The organism is Microvirga soli, from assembly GCF_016734765.1.
Taxonomy (GTDB): domain Bacteria; phylum Pseudomonadota; class Alphaproteobacteria; order Rhizobiales; family Beijerinckiaceae; genus Microvirga; species Microvirga soli.
This window is the reverse complement of sequence record NZ_JAERQE010000011.1, coordinates 25,166-44,489: the sequence shown is the minus strand read 5'-3', so window position 1 is coordinate 44,489 and position 19,324 is coordinate 25,166. Positions and strand designations below refer to the sequence as shown.

At 63.7% G+C, this 19,324-nt stretch carries 23 protein-coding genes; 8 read left to right on the top strand and 15 right to left on the bottom strand.

Going from position 1 to position 19,324, the window contains the following annotated elements; translation table 11 throughout:
* The first annotated feature begins 34 nt into the window (after positions 1 to 34).
* On the top strand, positions 35 to 1,774 hold the full coding sequence (locus tag JKL45_RS11970) for a hypothetical protein (RefSeq protein WP_201861361.1): 1,740 nt from the start codon (positions 35 to 37) through the stop codon (positions 1,772 to 1,774).
* Between the two features lie 154 nt (positions 1,775 to 1,928).
* Here the strand turns inward: JKL45_RS11970 and JKL45_RS11965 are convergent, their stop codons facing one another.
* Entirely contained in the window at positions 1,929 to 2,399 is a 471-nt protein-coding gene (locus JKL45_RS11965; protein ID WP_201861360.1) for a cupin domain-containing protein, read from the bottom strand.
* Between the two features lie 94 nt (positions 2,400 to 2,493).
* Here JKL45_RS11965 and JKL45_RS11960 point away from each other — a divergent pair, with 94 nt between their 5' ends.
* Positions 2,494 to 3,111, top strand: coding sequence for a TetR/AcrR family transcriptional regulator (locus tag JKL45_RS11960; RefSeq protein ID WP_201861359.1), 618 nt, complete (start codon positions 2,494 to 2,496; stop codon positions 3,109 to 3,111).
* Positions 3,112 to 3,194: 83 nt separating this feature from the next.
* Here JKL45_RS11960 and JKL45_RS11955 read toward each other — a convergent pair whose 3' ends face one another.
* Together JKL45_RS11955 and JKL45_RS11950 are read right to left on the bottom strand one after the other, a co-directional pair.
* Positions 3,195 to 4,280, bottom strand: a complete 1,086-nt coding sequence (locus JKL45_RS11955) for an NAD(P)H-dependent flavin oxidoreductase (protein WP_201861358.1) — start codon at positions 4,278 to 4,280, stop codon at positions 3,195 to 3,197.
* A gap of 344 nt (positions 4,281 to 4,624) precedes the next feature.
* Positions 4,625 to 5,689 (bottom strand): MBL fold metallo-hydrolase, encoded by a 1,065-nt coding sequence (locus tag JKL45_RS11950; protein WP_246498497.1) that lies wholly within the window; start codon positions 5,687 to 5,689, stop codon positions 4,625 to 4,627.
* Positions 5,690 to 5,835: 146 nt separating this feature from the next.
* Here JKL45_RS11950 and JKL45_RS11945 point away from each other — a divergent pair, with 146 nt between their 5' ends.
* Positions 5,836 to 6,024, top strand: a complete 189-nt coding sequence (locus JKL45_RS11945; RefSeq protein WP_201861357.1) for a hypothetical protein — start codon at positions 5,836 to 5,838, stop codon at positions 6,022 to 6,024.
* A gap of 151 nt (positions 6,025 to 6,175) precedes the next feature.
* On the opposite strand, the gene JKL45_RS30650 is transcribed toward JKL45_RS11945, so the two are convergent.
* The 4 genes from JKL45_RS30650 to JKL45_RS11925 all read right to left on the bottom strand — a co-directional run bounded on the left by JKL45_RS30650 (position 6,176) and on the right by JKL45_RS11925 (position 8,453).
* Positions 6,176 to 6,400, bottom strand: a complete 225-nt coding sequence (locus JKL45_RS30650) for a hypothetical protein (RefSeq protein ID WP_312896950.1) — start codon at positions 6,398 to 6,400, stop codon at positions 6,176 to 6,178.
* A 28-nt stretch (positions 6,401 to 6,428) separates the two neighbouring features.
* The gene (gene trhA, locus JKL45_RS11935) at positions 6,429 to 7,076 is read right to left on the bottom strand and encodes a PAQR family membrane homeostasis protein TrhA (protein WP_201861356.1); all 648 of its coding nucleotides are present in this window, start codon (positions 7,074 to 7,076) and stop codon (positions 6,429 to 6,431) included.
* A gap of 164 nt (positions 7,077 to 7,240) precedes the next feature.
* Complete coding sequence (locus tag JKL45_RS11930) at positions 7,241 to 7,477, bottom strand: hypothetical protein (RefSeq protein ID WP_201861355.1); 237 nt, start codon at positions 7,475 to 7,477, stop codon at positions 7,241 to 7,243.
* A 244-nt stretch (positions 7,478 to 7,721) separates the two neighbouring features.
* Positions 7,722 to 8,453: a Crp/Fnr family transcriptional regulator gene (locus JKL45_RS11925; protein WP_201861354.1), complete on the bottom strand. Its 732-nt coding sequence runs from the start codon at positions 8,451 to 8,453 to the stop codon at positions 7,722 to 7,724.
* Positions 8,454 to 8,803: 350 nt separating this feature from the next.
* Here JKL45_RS11925 and JKL45_RS11920 point away from each other — a divergent pair, with 350 nt between their 5' ends.
* The gene (locus JKL45_RS11920) at positions 8,804 to 9,421 is read left to right on the top strand and encodes a L,D-transpeptidase (protein ID WP_201861353.1); all 618 of its coding nucleotides are present in this window, start codon (positions 8,804 to 8,806) and stop codon (positions 9,419 to 9,421) included.
* Between the two features lie 240 nt (positions 9,422 to 9,661).
* On the opposite strand, the gene JKL45_RS11915 is transcribed toward JKL45_RS11920, so the two are convergent.
* A complete protein-coding gene (locus tag JKL45_RS11915; protein ID WP_201861352.1) occupies positions 9,662 to 9,946 on the bottom strand; it encodes a hypothetical protein in 285 nt (94 codons plus the stop codon).
* Between the two features lie 195 nt (positions 9,947 to 10,141).
* On the opposite strand from JKL45_RS11915, the gene JKL45_RS11910 reads away from it, so the two are divergent.
* The gene (locus JKL45_RS11910; protein WP_201861351.1) at positions 10,142 to 10,933 is read left to right on the top strand and encodes a class I SAM-dependent methyltransferase; all 792 of its coding nucleotides are present in this window, start codon (positions 10,142 to 10,144) and stop codon (positions 10,931 to 10,933) included.
* Between the two features lie 259 nt (positions 10,934 to 11,192).
* Complete coding sequence (locus JKL45_RS11905) at positions 11,193 to 12,905, top strand: adenylate/guanylate cyclase domain-containing protein (protein ID WP_201861350.1); 1,713 nt, start codon at positions 11,193 to 11,195, stop codon at positions 12,903 to 12,905.
* Between the two features lie 519 nt (positions 12,906 to 13,424).
* Here the strand turns inward: JKL45_RS11905 and JKL45_RS11900 are convergent.
* The 7 genes from JKL45_RS11900 to JKL45_RS11870 all read right to left on the bottom strand — a co-directional run bounded on the left by JKL45_RS11900 (position 13,425) and on the right by JKL45_RS11870 (position 16,969).
* On the bottom strand, positions 13,425 to 13,646 hold the full coding sequence (locus JKL45_RS11900) for a DUF2934 domain-containing protein (RefSeq protein WP_201861453.1): 222 nt from the start codon (positions 13,644 to 13,646) through the stop codon (positions 13,425 to 13,427).
* Positions 13,647 to 13,873: 227 nt separating this feature from the next.
* Entirely contained in the window at positions 13,874 to 14,644 is a 771-nt protein-coding gene (locus JKL45_RS11895; protein ID WP_246498496.1) for an NADH dehydrogenase ubiquinone Fe-S protein 4, read from the bottom strand.
* Positions 14,645 to 14,656: 12 nt separating this feature from the next.
* The gene (locus JKL45_RS11890; protein WP_201861349.1) at positions 14,657 to 14,989 is read right to left on the bottom strand and encodes a hypothetical protein; all 333 of its coding nucleotides are present in this window, start codon (positions 14,987 to 14,989) and stop codon (positions 14,657 to 14,659) included.
* Between the two features lie 15 nt (positions 14,990 to 15,004).
* Entirely contained in the window at positions 15,005 to 15,391 is a 387-nt protein-coding gene (locus tag JKL45_RS11885) for a hypothetical protein (RefSeq protein ID WP_201861348.1), read from the bottom strand.
* Positions 15,388 to 15,780 carry a hypothetical protein gene (locus tag JKL45_RS11880; protein ID WP_201861347.1) on the bottom strand — a complete coding sequence of 131 codons (393 nt, stop codon included), beginning with the start codon at positions 15,778 to 15,780 and terminating at the stop codon, positions 15,388 to 15,390. Before JKL45_RS11880 ends, JKL45_RS11885 begins: the two co-directional genes overlap by 4 nt.
* 73 nt (positions 15,781 to 15,853) lie before the next feature.
* Positions 15,854 to 16,378, bottom strand: a complete 525-nt coding sequence (locus JKL45_RS11875; protein ID WP_201861346.1) for an Hsp20/alpha crystallin family protein — start codon at positions 16,376 to 16,378, stop codon at positions 15,854 to 15,856.
* Between the two features lie 96 nt (positions 16,379 to 16,474).
* Positions 16,475 to 16,969, bottom strand: a complete 495-nt coding sequence (locus tag JKL45_RS11870) for an Hsp20 family protein (protein WP_201861345.1) — start codon at positions 16,967 to 16,969, stop codon at positions 16,475 to 16,477.
* 229 nt (positions 16,970 to 17,198) lie between these two features.
* Here JKL45_RS11870 and JKL45_RS11865 point away from each other — a divergent pair, with 229 nt between their 5' ends.
* Complete coding sequence (locus JKL45_RS11865; protein WP_201861344.1) at positions 17,199 to 17,345, top strand: hypothetical protein; 147 nt, start codon at positions 17,199 to 17,201, stop codon at positions 17,343 to 17,345.
* A gap of 39 nt (positions 17,346 to 17,384) precedes the next feature.
* On the top strand, positions 17,385 to 19,289 hold the full coding sequence (gene ftsH, locus JKL45_RS11860) for an ATP-dependent zinc metalloprotease FtsH (RefSeq protein ID WP_201861343.1): 1,905 nt from the start codon (positions 17,385 to 17,387) through the stop codon (positions 19,287 to 19,289).
* The last annotated feature ends 35 nt before the right edge of the window (positions 19,290 to 19,324 follow it).

Below are 19,324 nucleotides of genomic sequence, written 5' to 3'. Positions count from 1 at the left end.
AGCAACACCCGCACCGTCACGGTAAGGATTTGCCATGCCACAGCCCGCACGCGACAGAGCCGCCAACGCAACTTCCGCCGGATCTGCGGCATGGACCGGGAGGCGCTCCGGCCGGCATTCGCGGCATTCATCGGCAGACATCGTTCTGGATGCTTTGGCAGGCGCGGCGGCAGGCGTGGCGGCCGTCTGGGTGATGGACCGCATCGACTGGTTCAATTTCCGGCGCGGCCTCGACAACAGGCGGACACGCCAGCAGACCCGGCAGGCTCGCCCCGGCGGCATGGATCCGGCCCAAGTTCTGGCCGCAGAAGCGGCAGAACAAGCTGGACTTGCCCTGACCCGGCGCCAGCTCGATACAGCTGGTCTCATTGTGCATTACGGGTTGGGGATGGTGCCGGCGGCACTGTATGGTGCCCTGCGCGGGCGCGTTGCCTACCTTGATGCAGGCAGGGGCAGCCTCTTCGGGTTGGGTCTGTTCCTGATCAAGGACGAGGGGATGAACGCCGCTCTGGGGCTGTCCGGCCGCCCGCAGGATTATCCCTGGACCGCCCATGCCCGCGGCCTTGTCGCCCATTTGGCCTATGGGCTTGTGACCGACACCCTCTGCCGGGCTGTCAGTGAAACCTCCGGCATTCGCGACGCGCGGTCGCCCGCTGGAAAAGGCTTTGCCTCAGGCCAGCCCAAGGCAAAGCCCTCCCTCGTCCGCTACCGCGACGATGTGGAGGAGGTCGAGCCCGACGAGCAGGAGACCTTCGACAGGATCATCGAGGTGATGGCAGGTGGCGGCCGGATCACGCGGGAGCGCTACGGCCGTTCCGTACGAACATCCCACGCCAAGGCGCATGGCATCCTCAAGGGTGAACTGCGGGTTCTGGAGAATCTGCCTCCCGAGTTGCGCCAGGGGCTGTTTGCCGAGGCGCGGACCTACCCGGTCGTCGCGCGCCTTTCCCATGTGCCTGGCGAGTTCCTGGATGACCGCCGGGTGTCCACACCGCGCGGCATGTCCCTCAAGATCATCGGTGTTGAAGGCGAGATGCTGCCCGGTCATCAGGGGGAGGTGACACAGGACTGGGTGCTCGACACCGGCAAGGTGTTCATCGCACCCACCGCCAAGGTCTTTCTGGCCCAGATCACCGCAACCGAGATGGCGATGCCGCTGCCGGAGGGGGTGAAGCAAGCCGTCTCCGCAACATCACGCACGGCCAACGCGGCTCTCAACGCCGTGGGACTGAACAGCGCCAACCTCGATTTCTATGGCCATCCGTTCAACCATCCGTTGGCGGAGGCCTATTACAGCCAATGCCCGTTCCTCTATGGCGACTACATCGCCAAGCTACGGGTCAGGCCTGACATGCCCCGCCTGCATGAACTGCTGCAAGCCGGCTTCACACCCGCCGACGAGGACGGGCTGCGCACGGCCGTCGTAGATTACTTCCGCGACAACCCGGCCGAATACGAGGTTGGCATTCAGCTCTGCACCGACCTGGAGCGCATGCCGGTGGAGAATGCCAATACCGAGTGGCCGGAGGACGAGAGCCCGTATCGGCCGGTCGCCCGCCTGATCCTGCCACCGCAGGAAGCCTTTGACGCCAGACGCCAGGCCCTGGACGAGGAGTTGCTGTTCTGTCCCTCGCACAGCCTTGCCGCCCACCGCCCGCTCGGCTCGATCATGCGCGCCCGGCTGAAGGCATATGAGGTCCGGGGCAATGCACGCCGCCAGGAGAATGGCCGCCCTGCCAAGGAGCCACGGAGCATCGCGGAACTCTCGATCTGAAGGGCGCACCCACGTGCAAGCCGGAGCATGTATGGCCCGCCAAGGAAGAGGTGGCACTGGTCCAATTGCACTGCCTGTGCGGTGACGGCGGGATTTTCGGGCGCATGGAACAGGCCCATCAAGCCTCCGCCACTGGGGCTGGATGCAAGGCGAGCTAACCTTCCGCTGGAGGAAGGAGGAACTCCAGGCCGTTCCGCCTGCCGATCTCCAGGACGCGCGGGATGTCAGGCTCGCCTGATGGCGCTGGAAGTTCGCGGGTGCCGGCCGGCATGGGGTCGCCTGCCTCGCTAAAGAAGCCGTCATGAGCCCTGCCGGGCGAGTTGATGATCAGGAGCCGCCCCGGCGCCTGGCCCACATTCTTGAAGGCGTGAATGGCTCCGTTCGGCACCTTCACGAAGCTGCCGCTGGTTGCCGTGACGGTCTCGCCCTCGATCATGAACTCGAAGGTGCCGTCGAGCACGTAGAAGGCTTCGTCGTCAGAGGGATGCCGGTTCGGCGGGGCACCAGCCCCAGGCGCCGTCAACGTCTCCACGAGGCAGTAAGCCCCGCCCGTGTCCGGACTGCGGGCATGAAACCGCAGGAGGTTGCCGAGGAGGTGGTAGGTGTCGGTCTGGGGAGTAGCCATGACGTTCTCTCCCTTTCTACGTTGAGCGTCAGTTGCCCAGAACGTGAGGCCATGGTATCATAATGAGACTTGCGTCTCAAGAAAGTTTCTCCTTTTGCGTCTCGATACCGGACGAAGCAGCCAGAAGGCACGCACCCGGCAGGCTCTCCTGGCGGCGGCACGACAGGTGATGGAGCGCGGGGAGCCAGCCACGGTCCCGGCTGCGGCCCAGGAGGCGGGCATCTCCAAGGCGACGGCCTACCGCTACTTCTCCACGTCGGAGACCTTGGTCCTGGAGGCCGCTCTCGACGCGAAGGTCGCCACCCCTGAGGAGATTGTCGGAGACGCCCAGGACGTGCGGGAGAGAGTGCTCCGGGTGCAACGGTATCTGTTCACGCTCACCCGTGCATCTGAGACCAAGTTCCGGCTGTTCCTAGCGCGGGCGCTGGATGCATCCGTTTCTGATCGTGGGGAGGCCAGCCGTGAGATACGAGGTGGGCGCCGCCTGCCGATGTATGAGCATGCGCTCGCTCCCGTGCGGTCGCGCCTGTCCCGGAAGCAGTTCCAGTTCCTGGTGCTGTCCCTGTCTGCCGCTTCCGGAATGGAGAGCTATCTGGCTCTGAAGGATGTTTGCCGGGTCGACGACGCCATGGCGGACAGGATCGCGGCGTCGAACATCGAGGCCATCCTCGACAGGCTCCTGCCCCCGGCGCTGAACGAGACCAGACCATAAGCTCGCATCAGGCCGTCGAAGCTCCCGCTATCTCCGCAGCGGGGCGCAATGTGATCGGTGGCGACCTTGAGGAGAGCGGATGGTCATGCGCCGCCGCCGCCCATCCTGGACAACCTCGAAAGCGTTTCCGCGGCAAGCTGGCGTGTCAGCTCGCCCGCAGGGACCTCTCTGCCGAGAGCGCCAGCCTGCCCTGACCAGAGCGGCGAGAAGTCTCCCGATCCAGCTTGCTCCGCCTTGGCCCTGAGGGGAGTGACGGCGCCCGCGGCCAGCGGAAATTCCGGTGCGTGCTCCGACATCGGGCCGACCTCGCGCACGATACGGTTAGTAATCCCCCGGGCCGGCCGGCCTGTGAAGACGTTGGTCAGCACAGTGCCGTCGTCCTTGACGTGTTTGAGTGCCTCTCGGTGGAGTGGACTGACCTTGGCCTCGGGACAGAACAGGTACGCGGTGCCGATCTGGACCGCCGAGGCTCCCAGAGCGAAGGCGGCGGCAATGCCCCGCGCGTCAGCGATGCCCCCTGCGGCGATCACCGGGACCTTTACGGCATCCACCACCTGCGGCACCAACGCCATCGTGCCCGCCTGAGTGCTGATATCCTCGGTCAGGAACAGGCCACGATGTCCGCCGGCCTCATAGCCCTGGGCAATGACGGCATCGCAGCCTCTGTCCTCAAGCCATCGTGCTTCGTCCGCCGTGGTGGCCGAAGAGATGATCTTCGCGCCGGTTGCCCGGACCTGCTCCAGAAGGATTCGCTCAGGCAAGCCGAAATGGAAGCTGACGACCTCCGGCGCAAACTCCTCAACGAGGGCGCACATCGTGCTGTCGAACGGAGCACGAGCCGCAGCGGGAGCAGGCGCCTGGGGATCGAGGCCGAGTTCAGTGTAGTAGCTCTCCAGGTGCCGCTTCCAAGCCGCCTCACGGGCCGGATCGGCCTGTGGCGGGTTGTGACAGAAGAAGTTGAGGTTGATCGGGCGCAAGGTGCGCTGCCGAATAATCCCGAGTTCGGTCCGCATCTGCTCAGGGCTGAGCATCGCGCAGGGAAGGGATCCGAGCCCGCCTGCCTCGGAGACCGCGATCACCATCTCGGATCCGACTGAGCCAGCCATCGGCGCCTGAATGATCGGCAGTTCGATCCCGAAGAGATCCTGAATGCGACGGTCCATCCACATGCGTCCATCCCTTGCCCAACAACCACGACAATGTGCTGTCACGACGATAAGGTGTATAGGGAAACAGGGCGGGGGAACAGCCGGCTTTCGGCGGTCCCACATTGGCTCAGCGGGACAGGGGGATCGTTCCTGATCGAAGTGTGGCAACACACCGGGATGTCGCTGGTTGGCATGGGGCAGGCCTAAGCCGAACGTCCGCAGGAGAAGAGTGAAGCGGACCTTCGTTTGTCCAACCAACGCTACACTTCGACCCAAGCCGGACGAGGTGGCGACATCCTGATCGAGGATGCGACCACCACAAGGTTGGAACAGCGTTGGGCGACCAGCTCCGTCTCGCAGAGGCCTCAAAGCATGAAAGTCTTGCCGACCGCTGATGGAACGACCCTATCGCCGTAGGCGGCGACCAGGGCGTTGACAGCGCGCCAGCCTGTGCAGTGCCCAGGTGATATCAATCGCAGGTCAAACCGCGCCAACGCTTCAACAGTCTCCGGGATGACAGTCTCAGTGACCCCGGAGAGGTGGAATCCGCCAAACACCCCGTAGAGCGGGACATCCGGAAACCGTGCCTGAGCGTGCGTTAGAACGTTGATCAAACCGGCATGCGAGCACGCAGTGAAGACGACCTGCCCCTTACCGGCCACGTTGACCGCCACGAAGCGCTCGTCTGGCATCAACTCATCCGGTTCCCAAGTGCCAGCCGGAGTCTGGCGACACTGGCCGGGAAGTCCGCGTTCGAAGTGGCTCACGCGAGGGATTTCACCACTCAGATAGAACATCTGGTCCAGGAGAGTCTGTTCATCTCGGGTGACGATGACATCGGCGCCGTTGCCGGACAGCGTTTCCACGTTCGGCACCGACTCCATCGGACGAAGTGACCCATCGGCGGATTTGGTCGCGCGCAAGGCGAACATATCGGGATGCATGTAGGTCGGGACAGGGTGCCCGCCATTGCCCATGGTGATCATTTGCAGAGCGCGCGGCATCGCACCTCCATGATCCCAGTGACCATGTGAGAGCACCACCGCGCCGACCTGCCCGAGATCAAGGCCGAGCCTGACCACGTTGCGCTCAAACACCCATTCCTCCGGCCCGGTATCGAACAGAAGTGTGCGGCTGGCGGATCCCGTCCGGGTGGTGATCAAACAGGAAAGCCCATGCGCAGCGCAGCACAGGCATTTTCCGGACAGCCATGGCATGCCGCGACGGCGGTGGCTCGCGAACTCTGTCTCGACGAAGTCAGGGTTCGAGGAAAGGCTGTCGGTCGCATTATCGACCAGAAAGATGACCTCTGCCTTGTCGACGGCTCTCATGGACGCAGCCTCCTGAAGGTGAATAGGGCCACTCCATTCAGTTGGGGTGCCGCAGCCAGCTTCGTTGGTCGCTTGCAGGTGTTGAACTCGCGCGGCCATCCGATGCGATGGCCTCTCCGGCACACCTGAAAATGCCTTACCGATTTTGCCACAACGCCCGTGCCCGCGGTAGCGGCGGTCCAGCGTCCGCTCTGGCACGTCCCGGAAGGAGGGGAAACTCCGGGATAGGGGCCGCTATCCTGTGCTTGCTGCTGTCGCTGTATGGTTTCGGCGTCTTCGGCTACATCACCGCGAGCTTCGCCTCCTTCTTTGTCGAGCGTGATGCCGCCTCACCCGAGACGGAGACATCGAGCAGCGCCGATCTGGCCGCCCTGCGGGCCGAGATCGCGGCGCTGCGGGCCGACCTCGCCACCGACAAGGGCAGGCACTCGTGACGGCCAATCCCATTGCCGGCGCCATACAGTGCCAGCGCCAAAGCAAGGAGCGGAAACCCGGCGGCCAGCAGGATCACCCCGCCTGCGACCAGGGTGACGGAGGCCACCATCGTCCAGATCGGGTGGTACGGCCTTTGGATCAGGTACCCTTTCAGGTTTTTAACAGAGAGAACCCCGTCGACATCACGACAGGTGTGCGGATCGGCATCACCCGCGCCGCAGAGATGCCGTGGCGCTTCGTTCTTACAGGTTCGGGCTTCATCAGCCGGAAGGTATGATCAACGTCATCGCCGGCAGAAACGCGATCTCGAACATTGAGGCTGTCTTCGACAAGCTCTTGCCCCAGGCGAAGAACTACAACAGACGGTACTCTCATGCGCCGCGTGTCCAAGCGGTGTTGGTGATCACACCCGCGCCAACACCAAGCAGTCCAGCACCGCCCGGTAATGCCATGCCGCGGCCACAAGCACAAAGGCATGCCAGATTGCGTTCTGAAAGCCCAGGCTTTCCCAGACGTGGAAGACCACGCCCACCGTGTAGAGAAGGCCACCGGCGGCCAGGAGGGTGAGGGTCGAGCCCGGCAGGGCGCCGAGCACGGCCTCGTACGCCATGACGCCGCTCCAGCCGAGGAGTAGGTAGAGCAAGATTGCGAGACGATCAAATCGGCCCGGCAGGCACAGCTTCAGGGCCATGCCGGCCAAGGAGCCGGCCCAGACGCCGACCAGCAGAACAACGGCCGTGATCTCGCTTCTCATCTGCATGATGAATGGCGTGTAGGTGCCGGCGATCAGGAGATAGATGGCCGAGTGGTCGAACCGCCTCAGGAGCCATTTGACTGGAGAAACCGGCCACAGATTGTAGGCCGCTGAGATGACGAGCACGGCCAGCAGGCCTCCGCCAAAGATCGCTACCGGGGTCAGCTCCCAGGGACCGACGGCTGGTGCGGCGAGAACCAATAGGACGATCACGGCGAAAAGTCCGCCAATGACCCCGAGGGCATGGACGATCCTATCGGGCAGAATCTCGTGCCTGTCGTACTCCCACCTGATCATCGTCCCCCCACGTCGTTGAAGGTAGCCCAGCCGCTGGCGCAGGGGCCTCCTGCTTCTGGAGCTACAAGCTTGGCTTCAGGAGAACCTGCCACCAGACCACGGGTTCCTGCGACTTGGTGGCGGGATGTCGAGGTGTTTAGATACAGGTCTTGGTATTCCTGGTCCTAGCGGGAACTTGGCTTGGCCGAGCGCGACCCGGTGGTTTCAGCAAGGCAGACCAGTACGAAGACGACCACGACCGTGACCAACTCCACGGTCTGGGTGGCCCATTCAGGTGCACTGTTCGACAGCAGACCAAGCGTCAGGCCCGATAGCAGGGCCGCGGCAAGAGCGGACCAGAGCAGCATGTTGACGTGGTTCGTCAGCGGATGCAGGTGTTTAGGCCAAGGCGTCTGAACCAAACGTGTACAGTCCTGTTAGGTCTTCGCCAGCCGATAGGCGCTGCCGCCGTCCGGGGACGAACTCCCGCCGATCAGCGACTCTGGCCCGGTAAATTAACGGCGCAGTAGCGCAGGGACAGCACCGTACCAGACCAGCATTCGTGGGCAGGCAAAAGGATAGTGACCTTCAGACTAGGCTGCAGCCGAAGAGTTGCTTCGGTTGGCCGCTGGTGCGGGGGACCCTAGTCGGAATTGAGGATCCTGGTCAGGTCCAGGACAGCGGCACGGGCAGCAAGCGTGCGAAGGTGTGGCGGATCCTGCCGTAGCACTCGCAGGTGATCTCCTCCAGGCCACTACGGTCCGTGATGATGATGCCGCCGCGCTGCTGGGTGATGAGGCCCTGTGTCTGGAACGTGCGCAGCACCGTGCTGACCGTGGAGCGCTGCACCCCTAGAAGCTCGGCCATATCGGCGTGGGTTAGGGGCAGGAGATCCTCGTCGATCCGGTCCCGTGTGCTCAGGAGCCAGTTGCAGCAGCGGGCCTCGACCGTATGGATCGCGTTGCAGGAGACCGTCTGGAAGGTCTGGGCCAGCAGAGCCTCGCTGTAGCCGAGGATCAGGCGCCGCAGCTTGGGACGGACCTGCATCGCCTTCTGCATCCGGTCGAGGGCGATCCGGGAGGCGGTGCCAGGCACCTGGACCTTGTAGCGCCCGAAGGCCTCGCGGGAGACGATGGCGCTGATCAGCCCGAACAGCCCCTCGCGCCCGAAGGACGCCACCTCGACGAACTGCCCCTCCTCCATGACATTGATCAGGCCGACAATGGCGTCATGCGGGAAGTAGGTGTAGCGGATCGGATCACCGGCCTCATAGAGGATCGTGCCTTTGGGCAGGATCACGGTCTCCAGGTGCGGTTCAAGGTGCGCCAGATCCTCGGGCTCCAGGGCAGCCAGGAGCCAGTTTTTGCGATGATCGGCCTTCGACGTTGAGGACGTCATGACAGCCTTCAGATCCCATTCGAGGGGCCACACAGTATGGGAACCTTCGCTCGGACCTTCAACCTAGACTAACGATGACAGAAATATTGCCGGCTGTTTTGGAGAGGCGGGTTTACAAGCCGTTTACATGGCCGACCCAGGGGCCTGGAGGCCGTCTTCCGAATACATTCTAAACCTTTTTAAACTTTAAGTAGCAAGAATAGGAAATTTCAACCGATTTCTCTATCGTCACTCTCCCTTAAACTGAGCCCACACAGTTCCGTGAGGTCGAACGGCCCAGCGGAACCGTGGTCCTTACTGGACGTCTGTAGGAATGTCGCCTTGTATTCCTACCCAGAGGACATTTCTCTATGCATCATGTTGGTCTGTTTGCCGCGTCTCTGCTGAGCGCTCTCGCCCTCGGAGCTGGCTGGGCCAAGGCAGATGTCCTGATCACGGTCGACAAGACCACCCAGCGCATGTCGGTCTCCGTTGATGGCCAGCCGCGCTACGCCTGGTCGGTGTCGACGGGAAAGGCAGGGCATGAGACGCCGGTTGGCAGCTTCACACCATCTCGCTTGGTGAAGGACCATGCCTCCAAGGAGTGGGACAACTCGCCCATGCCGCACTCGATCTTCTTCACGCACCGGGGCCATGCAATCCATGGCAGCAACGCCACCGGCAGTCTGGGGCGGACCGCTTCGCACGGCTGCGTCCGCCTCGCGCCGGCGAACGCGGCGAAGCTGTTTGCCCTGGTCCGGAGTGAGGGGATGCGGAACACGAGGATCGTGATCCAGGGAGACGAGCCGAGGAAACCCTCCGCACGGACGGTGAAGCGGGAACAGGCCAAAGCCCAGTATGATGAACCGTCATCGGTCGGAGCAGGTTATGCCGCCCGTCAGCCGCAGCGCTCCGAGACACTACGCCCCGCGCAAGCCTATGGATACGCAAGCCCGCTGAACACTCAGGCCATTTTCGATTGGCAATGAACCGTGTTCGCCCTCCCAGCCCTAGACGGAAGCAGTCCACGATCCTGGCGCGAGCGGTCGTGATGCAGGCGTACGCGGTCAGTGATGGCTCGCCGGGCCGTGTCCGTGGCCGCCCGGGGTCCGATAGCCGCGAAGTTCATTGTACCGGCTGACCTGCTCGCGCGTGAGAACTTCCAGGGTGGAGAGGTGATAGCGCAGGTGAACTCCGCGGAGCTTACCTTGCGTCGCCCCGATGTCAGCCTAGGCAGCCTGCAGACTCCCTAGAGTGACAGCCTTGGAGGCGAACTGCCGGTCGAGGTCGGTCTCTTGCGCGATCAGGCGTTCACCGAGTGGGATCGTCTCCGCTTTCATGGCCGCAAGGAGTTCCTGCTCCTGGTTGCGCTGCTCCGCCGTTAGGCCGAGCCGGTCGCCGAGTTCCAAGACATGGATCGGCCCCGGGTAGCCATTCAACTCCGCCGGCAGCGCCAGGCCCATGCCGCGGCCGGCGCGGAGATCAGCAATCTGCTGGTCGGAAAGCGCCTTCACGGCACGGTGCTCCATCCCGGCGTAGGGCGCGACACGGCCATGCTTTAAGACTGTCTCCCCAGGGCGGCATCGGGGCTGGGCTTTCCACTCGGCTGATCACGCTTGCGCGGAGAGATACTGCCACGCGATAATGACGGCCCGCTCGTTCACCTGCCGTTGGGCAGCCGAACCGGGCGGCAATCTTCGAGGCACCGCATGTCCCCGACTGACCAACTGTTCACGGATGGAGCCGCTTATGAGAGGCTCATGGGTCGCTGGAGCCGCCGCGTCGGTGATGTGTTCATCGACTGGATCGAAGCTCCGAGAGATCTTCGATGGCTGGATATTGGGTGCGGTACCGGCGTGTTCACCGAGCAGGTGATCCGAGGATGCTCTCCCGCAGCGGTGGTTGGAATCGACCCATCCCCCGAGCAACTGGCTTTTGCCCGCGGACGGGGCGAATGGAGCAAGGTGGAGTTCATTGTTGGCGATGCGCAGGACCTGCCGTTCGCGGACAACAGCTTCGACATCGCAGTCATGGCGTTGGTCATCCACTTTGTGCCTGATCCGGCCAAGTCGGTCGCGGAGATGTGGCGCACCCTCCGGCCCGGCGGCACTGCCGCAGCCTACGTGTGGGATTACAAGAACGCTGGATCGCCGACGGCGCCCCTCGCGGCCGCGATGAGGGCAATGGGCCTCCAATCACCCGCTCCGCTGAGCCCGCAAGTGACCTCGTTGCAGGCCCTTGAGGAACTCTGGCGAGCCGCCGGCTTCGAGCAGACCGGCACGCGAGCCATCGACATTGCGGTCGAGTTTGCTGATTTCGAGGACTTTTGGCAGTCGATGACGATGCCGGTCGGGCCCGCCGGAACGGCGATAGCTGCGATGCCACCGGACGGCCAGGCGCAGTTGCGGAGCGTCCTCGAACAGCAAGTGCCGCTCACGGCCGATGGACGCGTCACCTACAGGGCGCGCGCGAGCGCCGTCAAAGGTTGCAAGACAGCATGAGAGATCCGGTTTGGCACCTCTGGCAAGCAGTCTCCGGCAGGATGAGCCGCGCGTATCACATCTGGCCATCGATGACTGCGGGGGCTGTGCGGCGGCCTTGAGCCTTCAGTCGGGCTCAAGGACGAACATCAACAGGAGGCTCGATCTCCGCCCCCTCAAGGCGTAGATTGGACCGGCAGCATCAGCTCCCGCCGTCGCACCGCGGCCGGATTGAGCCGACGTGGTGTCACACAGGGAGTTGCACGCGCGGGAGTTTGGCATGCAGCGCCGCCTGGCCGCGATCCTGGTGACCGACATCGTCGGCTATTCATCCCTGATGGAGGAGGCTGAGGAGCGGACGGCTGACCGGCTCGTCCACTGCCAGGAGCTGGTCCGGGGTACGGTCGCCGCTCTCGGTGGCCGTGTCTTCAACACCGCCGGCGACGCTTGGCTGGCGGAGTTTGCCAGCCCGATCAACGCGCTGCGCTGCGCGGCCGAGATCCGCAGCGCATTGGCCGGTGGAGGGGGCGCGGAGGATAATCCGCTCAGGCTGCGGTTCGGGCTTCATCTCGCCGACGTCGTAGTTCGCGGCGGCGACCTCATCGGCGACGGGGTGAACGTCGCCACCCGGATCCAGCAGGAGGCGGAGCCCGACAGCATCTGCGTCAGCGGGACCTTCTTCGACAACATCCGGCGCAACTCGCCCTTCGCCTTCGAGGATCTTGGCGAGCGGCGCCTCAAGAACATGGTGGAGCCGATCCGCATCTACCGGCTGCGGGAGGAGATGGCGCGGCACAGGCTGCAATCCGCGCCAACGCGGGCTCCGTCCGTCGGAGAGAAGCGTCCGCTGTCCCTCGCGGTCCTGCCCTTCCGCGTCATGGGCGGGGACGAGGACCAGCGGTTCCTGGCGGAAGGCCTGACGGACGAGCTCATCGTCGAACTGGCCCGCTTCCGCCGCCTCTTTGTCAGCTCCCGCAGCGCCAGCTTTGCCCTGGCGGGCACCGACCCGGTCAAGGTCGGCGACGCCTTGGGTGTCCAGTACGTCCTGGAGGGGCAAGTCCGGAGGGTCGGCGATCATGTGCGGATCGGCCTCACGCTGACCGAAACGGAGAAGGGCTCGGTGGTGTGGAGCGACAAGATCTCGCGTCCCTTCGCCGAACTCCTGGACCTGCTCGACACCACGGCGGCCAGGATCGCCGCCACTGTGTTCGGCCGCGTCGAGGACGCCAGCATGATCACGGCCCGGCGCAAGCCGCCCGAGACCATGTCAGCCTTCGAGTGCCTGCTGCGCGGGATCGAGCACCATCGTCTCGGCGGCGTCCTGGAGGAGCACTCCCGCGAGGCGGTGAAATGGTTCACCCGCGCCATCGAGCAGGATCCGACCTACGGGGCGGCCTACGCCTGGCGGGTCTGCGCCGCTTCGGACCTCCCGGAGTTCAGCTTCCCCGAGGGCGAGCCGGACATCCGCCGGGCGCTGGAGCTGGACCCATGCGATGCCGAGGCCAACCGGATCGCTTCCTTCTTCGAGCTGCTCAAGGGCAATCATGATCAGGCGGTGACGCTGATGCGGCGGGCGATGGAGCTGAACCCGTCGGACGCCTACATCAGGGCCAGATGCGCGGCCGTCATGACCTTCATCGGCGAGCCCGAGGAGGCGCTGAGGCTGCTCGACGAGGCGGAGGCGCTCGATCCGCTTTTGCCGGTGTGGTGCATCGAGGAGCGCGGCGTCGCCTACTATGCGATGGGCCGCTACGATGAGGCTCTTGAGGCCCTGGGTCGACTGGTGTTCCAGACCTTCCGCTCGCGGCTGTACCGGGCGGCGGCCCTGATGGCGCTCGACCAAGCGGAGGAGGCTTGCAGGCTCGTGAAGGAGGCAATCGCGGGCAAGCCGGACTTCAGCGTGTCGCGGTTCCTCTTCCAGGAGCGCTTTCGTGATCCGGCGCTGCGGCGGCAGTTGCGGCAGCGGCTGGAGGAGGCGGGGCTGCCTCCGTGATCGGTATGTGGTTCCGTGACACATGCCTTACCGCGCAGGCCAGGACGTTGAAGTCCAGGGGCTCGGCAGGCAGGGAAACGCCGATCTCCCGGTGCAGGGCCGACAGATTCCAGGGGAGGCGTATTGCTCGTTAGCCGGCGGTTGTGGCGAAGGATTGCAGACTTACTCCTTGTTTCGCCGGGCTTTGCGGCGGTCGGTCGTTTCGGCGGCGACCACCTCGTATCGGGGATGCTTGTCGATCTCGGACTTGGGCGCGTCCCAAGGGAATTCGCCATGGGCACCGCCTTCGTTGGCCGTGGCATGGCCCTATTCCCAATTCCGACTAAGGATCTGGGCGCCGCGTATCAACCAAGTGTCCATGCCGTCGAGCGGTCCGGTTGACCGCTTCCGGCTCCGCAGCCTCTAGTTCCGCGAGCGGACCGGGATCCTGTTCGGGATCGCCACCGATCTAAAGCCTTTTCCATAGAGGCGACCTATCAAGAAGGAATTGTCAAACCCAACCTGCCGCTTCTCCCGAAATCACACCTTTCCTGGGCCATCCGATCCGGAGCCGCTCCTGGCGGAGGGAGCGTTCGCGGTGACGCCTCTGCTGGTGTCGCTACTGCTCGCTTCACCCTTGAGCTCACGCTCGGCCTGGTGCCAAAACTCCGCCTCATGACCCTCAAGCCGGCCGTGTTGCTCCCAGAGCTCGTAGGCGCGCTGTCTTACCCGGTCCTGTGTTTCATTGGCATGCTGTTCCATCATTGTCCCTCCTTCGTGTGCCTCCAGGAGGATACCATTCGCACGGTGGCTTATTGAGGGCATGCCTGAAGTATTTCAAATATTACTAGGAGTATTTTTATCTATCATTGTTAATAAAAACATATATATTACTCATGGAAAAATTATCAAATAATACGCTTTTATTGATGAGTTATCTGTATTAGTTCAATATCACTCTTCACCTGACCAGATAAATCGCACTGGCATCACGATACGCCTTGCTGTTCCAGACCGTACCAAAGCATCCTCTTGGGCTTCAAAGTGAACCACAAACGCTGCGGGGGCCGCCGGATGGGGCGCCAGTCATGGCCGAGACGAACCAAGGCAGTCCTGACCTCGTCCAGGCGGGAGGGCGGACCGTTGATCATCCCCTCAGCGGCGGCAAGGTCAACGAGGTACTCGTCCCAGGCCCAGCGCCAGAGGATCTCGCGCTTGCAATCGAGTGATAGCAAAGGATGGCGCACAACATCATCCGGATCTGCGAACACGGCTGCCGGATGGACCAGCGCCTTCTCCAGATCCGGTATGCTCGACAGATCGCAGCACCCGTAGCCCGGTTGCTGCGCGGTAAGCCAGATAATGGCTCCGACCTCTTGCTCGATGGGTGAAGAGTTGTCGTTCGTTTCACGACCACCGACGATGTCTTTCTGCCGCGGCGTTCCTCGCAAGGGCCCGTTGTGAACGCGATAGGACAGACCCTGCCGCTCTGCGTAGTCTAAAGCCTCATCCAACGTATCGAACATCAACTCGACCTGGGTCGCGAGCGTGTCGTCACCACCGGTCCAGCCCATCAGCGGCTCAATCACAGGCAGTGAGCGGCGCTCAAAGCGCAGCACCCATTGATGCGCGCGTGTCCGGCCTGAGGTCGCGACCGCCCGCTCGCGCTGGGCAATGCGCGCCTCGGCGTCCGCAAGCCACAGCGGACCCACCGGCTGCGGCGGGTTGTTGTGCCCAATCCCTGCAAACCGTTCGTTCATTTCAGTCCTCTTCTATGAGCCATTCCAAAGAAAGAGCGCGAGCCCTACCGCCAGCGACAGCATCGCTTCATCCCAGGCTGTGAGATGACGAGGATTGTAAAAGGCTTCCCGGCGGATCAGCGCCAACCCAGCCGATGCCACGCCCGCCCCGAGCAGCAGGACCGCAAAGACCCGATGGAGCTGCTCCATGGGCGCGAGTGCCGCAAAGCACAGGCAGAGCGCGACTGCGGCCAGCCAGCGCGACACCACCTCGCGATTGATCTCCTCCGGGCGGCGGCGATCCTGATCTGCAGGCTTGAACCAGGACCCACCCGCCCACCAGTCATTCGGATCGAAGACGGCCATCGCAGCCTCCAGCTCTCAGGTGACCCGCGACAGCCTTGGGGTCAGCCAGCGAACGCCCGCCTTCCGCCTGCGGCGTGCCAAAACTGGCCGCTCACAGGCCTCGTCGGGGGCCTCAGGATCGAGGGATCGAAGTGCGTCGAGCACAGCATCGACGGGCACGGTGCGATCAGCCAATCCGGGGCAGCGCCGCAGCCCAGGCGCAGACTCAACCGCCCATACGTCGGATGCCCAAGCGGCAAGGATGGCGCGCTTGTCCTCCCGGCTCAGATCAGGTGCGGTGACGACGTCGTGCGGATGCACAAAGACCTGACTTGTCCCTAGAGGGACCTCCCAAGGCCAGAGACCCGGTGGGAGCGGCTCAGGACATAAACCGGTTGGATGACCAGCAGCCTGTTGGGTCATGACAGCACCTCCTGGCTTTCGCCGCGGCGTGCAAGACGACGCTTGCTGCGCCTGGTGCGGATCAGCGCCACCGCGGAGGTGTACTCGGCAGCGGCGGCGGCATCGAACGTGGCGAGCGCCTCCGCCACGGCGTCGATGCGCGACCGTATCCCCAGCTCCGGTGCAAGGCGGGACGTGACCTGCTCCGCCACAAGCTCATCGCGTGCCCAGGAGAGCAGGACCGTGCGCTTCTCCTCGTGCGTGAACCCAGGATGCTCCACGACCTCGCGCGGGTGATCGAAGACGTTCACGGGATCGACAAGCGCCTCGATAAATGAAGGGGTGGATTGGCCCTCATCTCGGAGACGAGCCACTGGGCGCTTAACGGTGTTCTGGATTGCAATCTCCATGTTGACCTCCCTCAGGTGAGCGAAGGTAGCTCCGGGCAGTCACGGAGGACCTGCCTGGAGCCACAGCGTGAGATCAGTGTTTCCTGTCCTTGGCCTTGCCGCTGATGGCAATGCGCTTCGTCTTGGCTTCCGCTTTGGGCGACTTCGGCAAGGTTACCATCAGGACCCCGTTCTGAAACGAGGCCTCAGCCCGGTCGTCCTCCACCTCGAAGGGAAGCGGGATGCGACGTTCGAAGCGGCCGTAGTAGCGCTCGCTGAAGTGGCGCTCCCTGTCGTCAATCTCGGCCTTCTTCTCGCCACGGATAATCAGGATGTCGTCGCTGACGCTCACCTCGACATCCTTCTCGTCCATGCCCGGCAGCTCCGCCGCAATCCGGACGTCTTTGTCCGTTTCGATCACCTCCACACTTGGCCACGCGGGCATCTGGTTGAAGACGGATGGCAGGGTGCTGTCAAAGCGGTTGAACACGTCGTCGAACAGCCGGTTCATCTCGCGGTGAAGCGTGAGGAACGGGCTGACCTCGTCACCGCGGTAAGCACCGGGCACCGAAGAGGACCGCTCATTGCGGCCCCAGGGAATGAGATCACGCATGTTCATCGATACCTCCTGTCTGCTCGGCTGGAGCGGAAGCACGCGATCATCTCTGGTGCCGAGGAATCCTCGGCACCACCGTGCCTCCGCACGTCCTTGGCGTTACGCGGCTTTGCTGGTCTTCGCCTCGTGTTCGATCTGCTTGGCGTTGTCCTGCGCCAGAGCCTTGGGCTGACTGCCGGTTGAGATCTCGATGCGGCGGGGCTTGAGCTCCTCAGGCACCTCGCGCACGAGCTCGATCATTAGCAGCCCGTTCTCCAGGCTTGCACCCTTTACCTTCACATGATCGGCAAGGCTGAAGGTCTGCTTGAAGGCGCGGGTCGCGATGCCGCGATGCAGGATCTGCGTCCTCTCAGACTCGGAATGCTTGTTGCCGGTCACGAGCAAGGTGCTCTCGTGCTGGGTGAGCTCGATCTCGTCAGGGGAGAAGCCCGCCACCGCCATGGTGATCCGGTACTGGTCGTCGCCGGCCTTTTCGATGTTGTAGGGCGGCCAGTTGGTCATCGGCTCAACCCGAGCAGTCTGGTCGAGCATGTCGAACAGGCGGTCGAAGCCGACTGTAGAGCGGTACAGGGGAGAAATGTCGAAGGTTCTCATAGCCACATCCTCTTGAGAGCAACATGGATCCGAGAGCGCCGGACACCGCCGGCGCCCGTGTGCCAAGCTCGTCTAAGCCTTGGCGCCCATCAAGTTAGGAACGGGATTTTGCGTCGTCAAGACCTGCCGAGTGCTCTTGATCCCACTGTTAAGGACCTGCTTGGCAGAGGGCTTTCAAGACAGCGCAACCAAGCGCCACCATGATAGAACGACCGACACACGAGGAGACATGGGCCCCGTCGGCCCTGCCGATGATGCAACGCTGATGGCCATCTTGAGCCTTGGGGTGATGCAGGCGGCAGGGACCGAGACGCGGGGCCTCACCGGCGCGGCTCTGATCGAACCAGGACTGCCGCCCCACGTTGTTCCGGTCTGAGGGCTCGTCCCGGAAGTCGAGCCGCTGCAGGGGACCTCGATGGACAATGCCAAGCGCTTCAACACCTGGTATTGGGTCGCGGCCATCCTGGGCATCCTGCTGATCCAGTACGTCTTCAGCACGGCCCAGCAGATTGCGCCTATTCCCTATAGCCAGTTCCAAGAGCTGCTCCGGGGCGGCAAGGTTGCCGAGATCGGGATCTCGGAGAACTTCATCCAGGGAAGGCTGAAGGAGCCCCTCCCCAGCGGCCAGACCCGCTTTGCGACCACGCGGGTTGATCCGGCCTTCGCTCAGGAACTCCAGCCGTATGGGGTCACTTACACGGGTCAGATCGAAAGCACGTTCCTCCGGGATATCCTGTCCTGGATCCTGCCGGTGTTGCTCTTCTTCGGCGTTTGGGCCTTCCTCATGCGCCGGATGGTCGGGAAGGGCGGACTGGGCGGCGGCCTGATGCAGATCGGTAAGAGCAAGGCCAAGATTTATGTCGAGGCGGATACAGGAGTGCGCTTCGAGGACGTCGCCGGTGTCGATGAAGCCAAGGACGAGTTGCGGGAGGTCGTCGAGTTCCTCAGAAACCCGGAGCAGTACGGCCGCCTCGGCGGGCGCATGCCCAAAGGCGTGCTGCTCGTCGGCCCCCCCGGCACCGGCAAGACCCTGCTCGCCAAGGCCGTGGCCGGCGAGGCCAAGGTACCGTTCTTCTCCATCTCCGGCTCCGAGTTCGTCGAGATGTTCGTCGGCGTCGGCGCCGCCCGCGTCCGCGACCTCTTCCAGCAGGCGCGCGAGAAGGCGCCGGCCATCATCTTCATCGACGAGCTTGATGCCCTTGGTCGCGCCCGCGGCATGGGCGGCCTGGCCGGAGGCCACGACGAGAAGGAGCAGACGCTCAACCAACTTCTCGTCGAACTCGATGGCTTCGACTCTCGCACGGGACTGGTGCTGCTTGCCGCCACCAACCGGCCCGAGATCCTGGATCCGGCCCTGCTGCGCGCCGGGCGCTTCGACCGCCAGGTGCTGGTGGACCGGCCCGACAAGAAGGGCCGCGTCCAGATCCTGCAGGTGCACATGCGCAAGGCGAAGCTGGCTCCTGATGTAGACGCAGAGAAGGTCGCGGCCCTTACCCCGGGGTTCACGGGTGCGGATCTCGCCAATCTCGTCAACGAGGCGGCCCTGCTGGCCACCCGGCGCGGAGCAGACGCGGTCACCATGAGCGACTTCAACAACGCCATCGAGCGCATCGTCGCTGGGCTGGAAAAGCGCAACCGGCTCCTGAACCCGAAGGAGCGCGAGGTGGTGGCGTACCATGAGATGGGCCATGCGCTCGTCGCCCTGGCACTCCCCGGCGTCGATCCGGTGCACAAGGTCTCGATCATCCCGCGGGGTGTCGGGGCATTGGGCTACACGATCCAGCGGCCGACCGAAGACCGCTTCCTGATGACCCGCGAGGAGCTGGAGAACAAGATGGCGGTGCTGCTCGGCGGGCGCGCCGCCGAGCTGATCGTCTTCAATCATCTCTCCACTGGCGCATCGGATGATCTGGTCCGCGTGACCGACATCGCCCGCTCGATGGTGACCCGCTACGGCATGTCGGAAAAGCTCGGGAACGTGGCGCTGGAAAAGGACAGCCGTTCGTTCCTGAGCCCGAACCCGCTCGCCAACGGCGCTCAGGAGCGCTCGTACTCGGACGAGACGGCGTCCGCGATTGACGGCGAGGTGCGGGCTATTGTGGACCGGGTGTTCGAGCAGACCGTTGCGCTCCTGCGGGAGAGGCGGGATGTCCTGGAGCGGACAGCCCGGCGCCTGCTGGAGAAGGAAACTCTCGATGAGGCCGAGCTTCAGCAGCTTGCCGGCGCTGTGACGACCGAACACTCGGGTGCCGTCGTCGAGATCGACCGGGACCATCGCGTGCGCGGCGGACGCGCCACTTCGGGATCCGATCACACGTGACCGAAGCAGTGAGGGGCAGCGGGAGGCATGGAGGC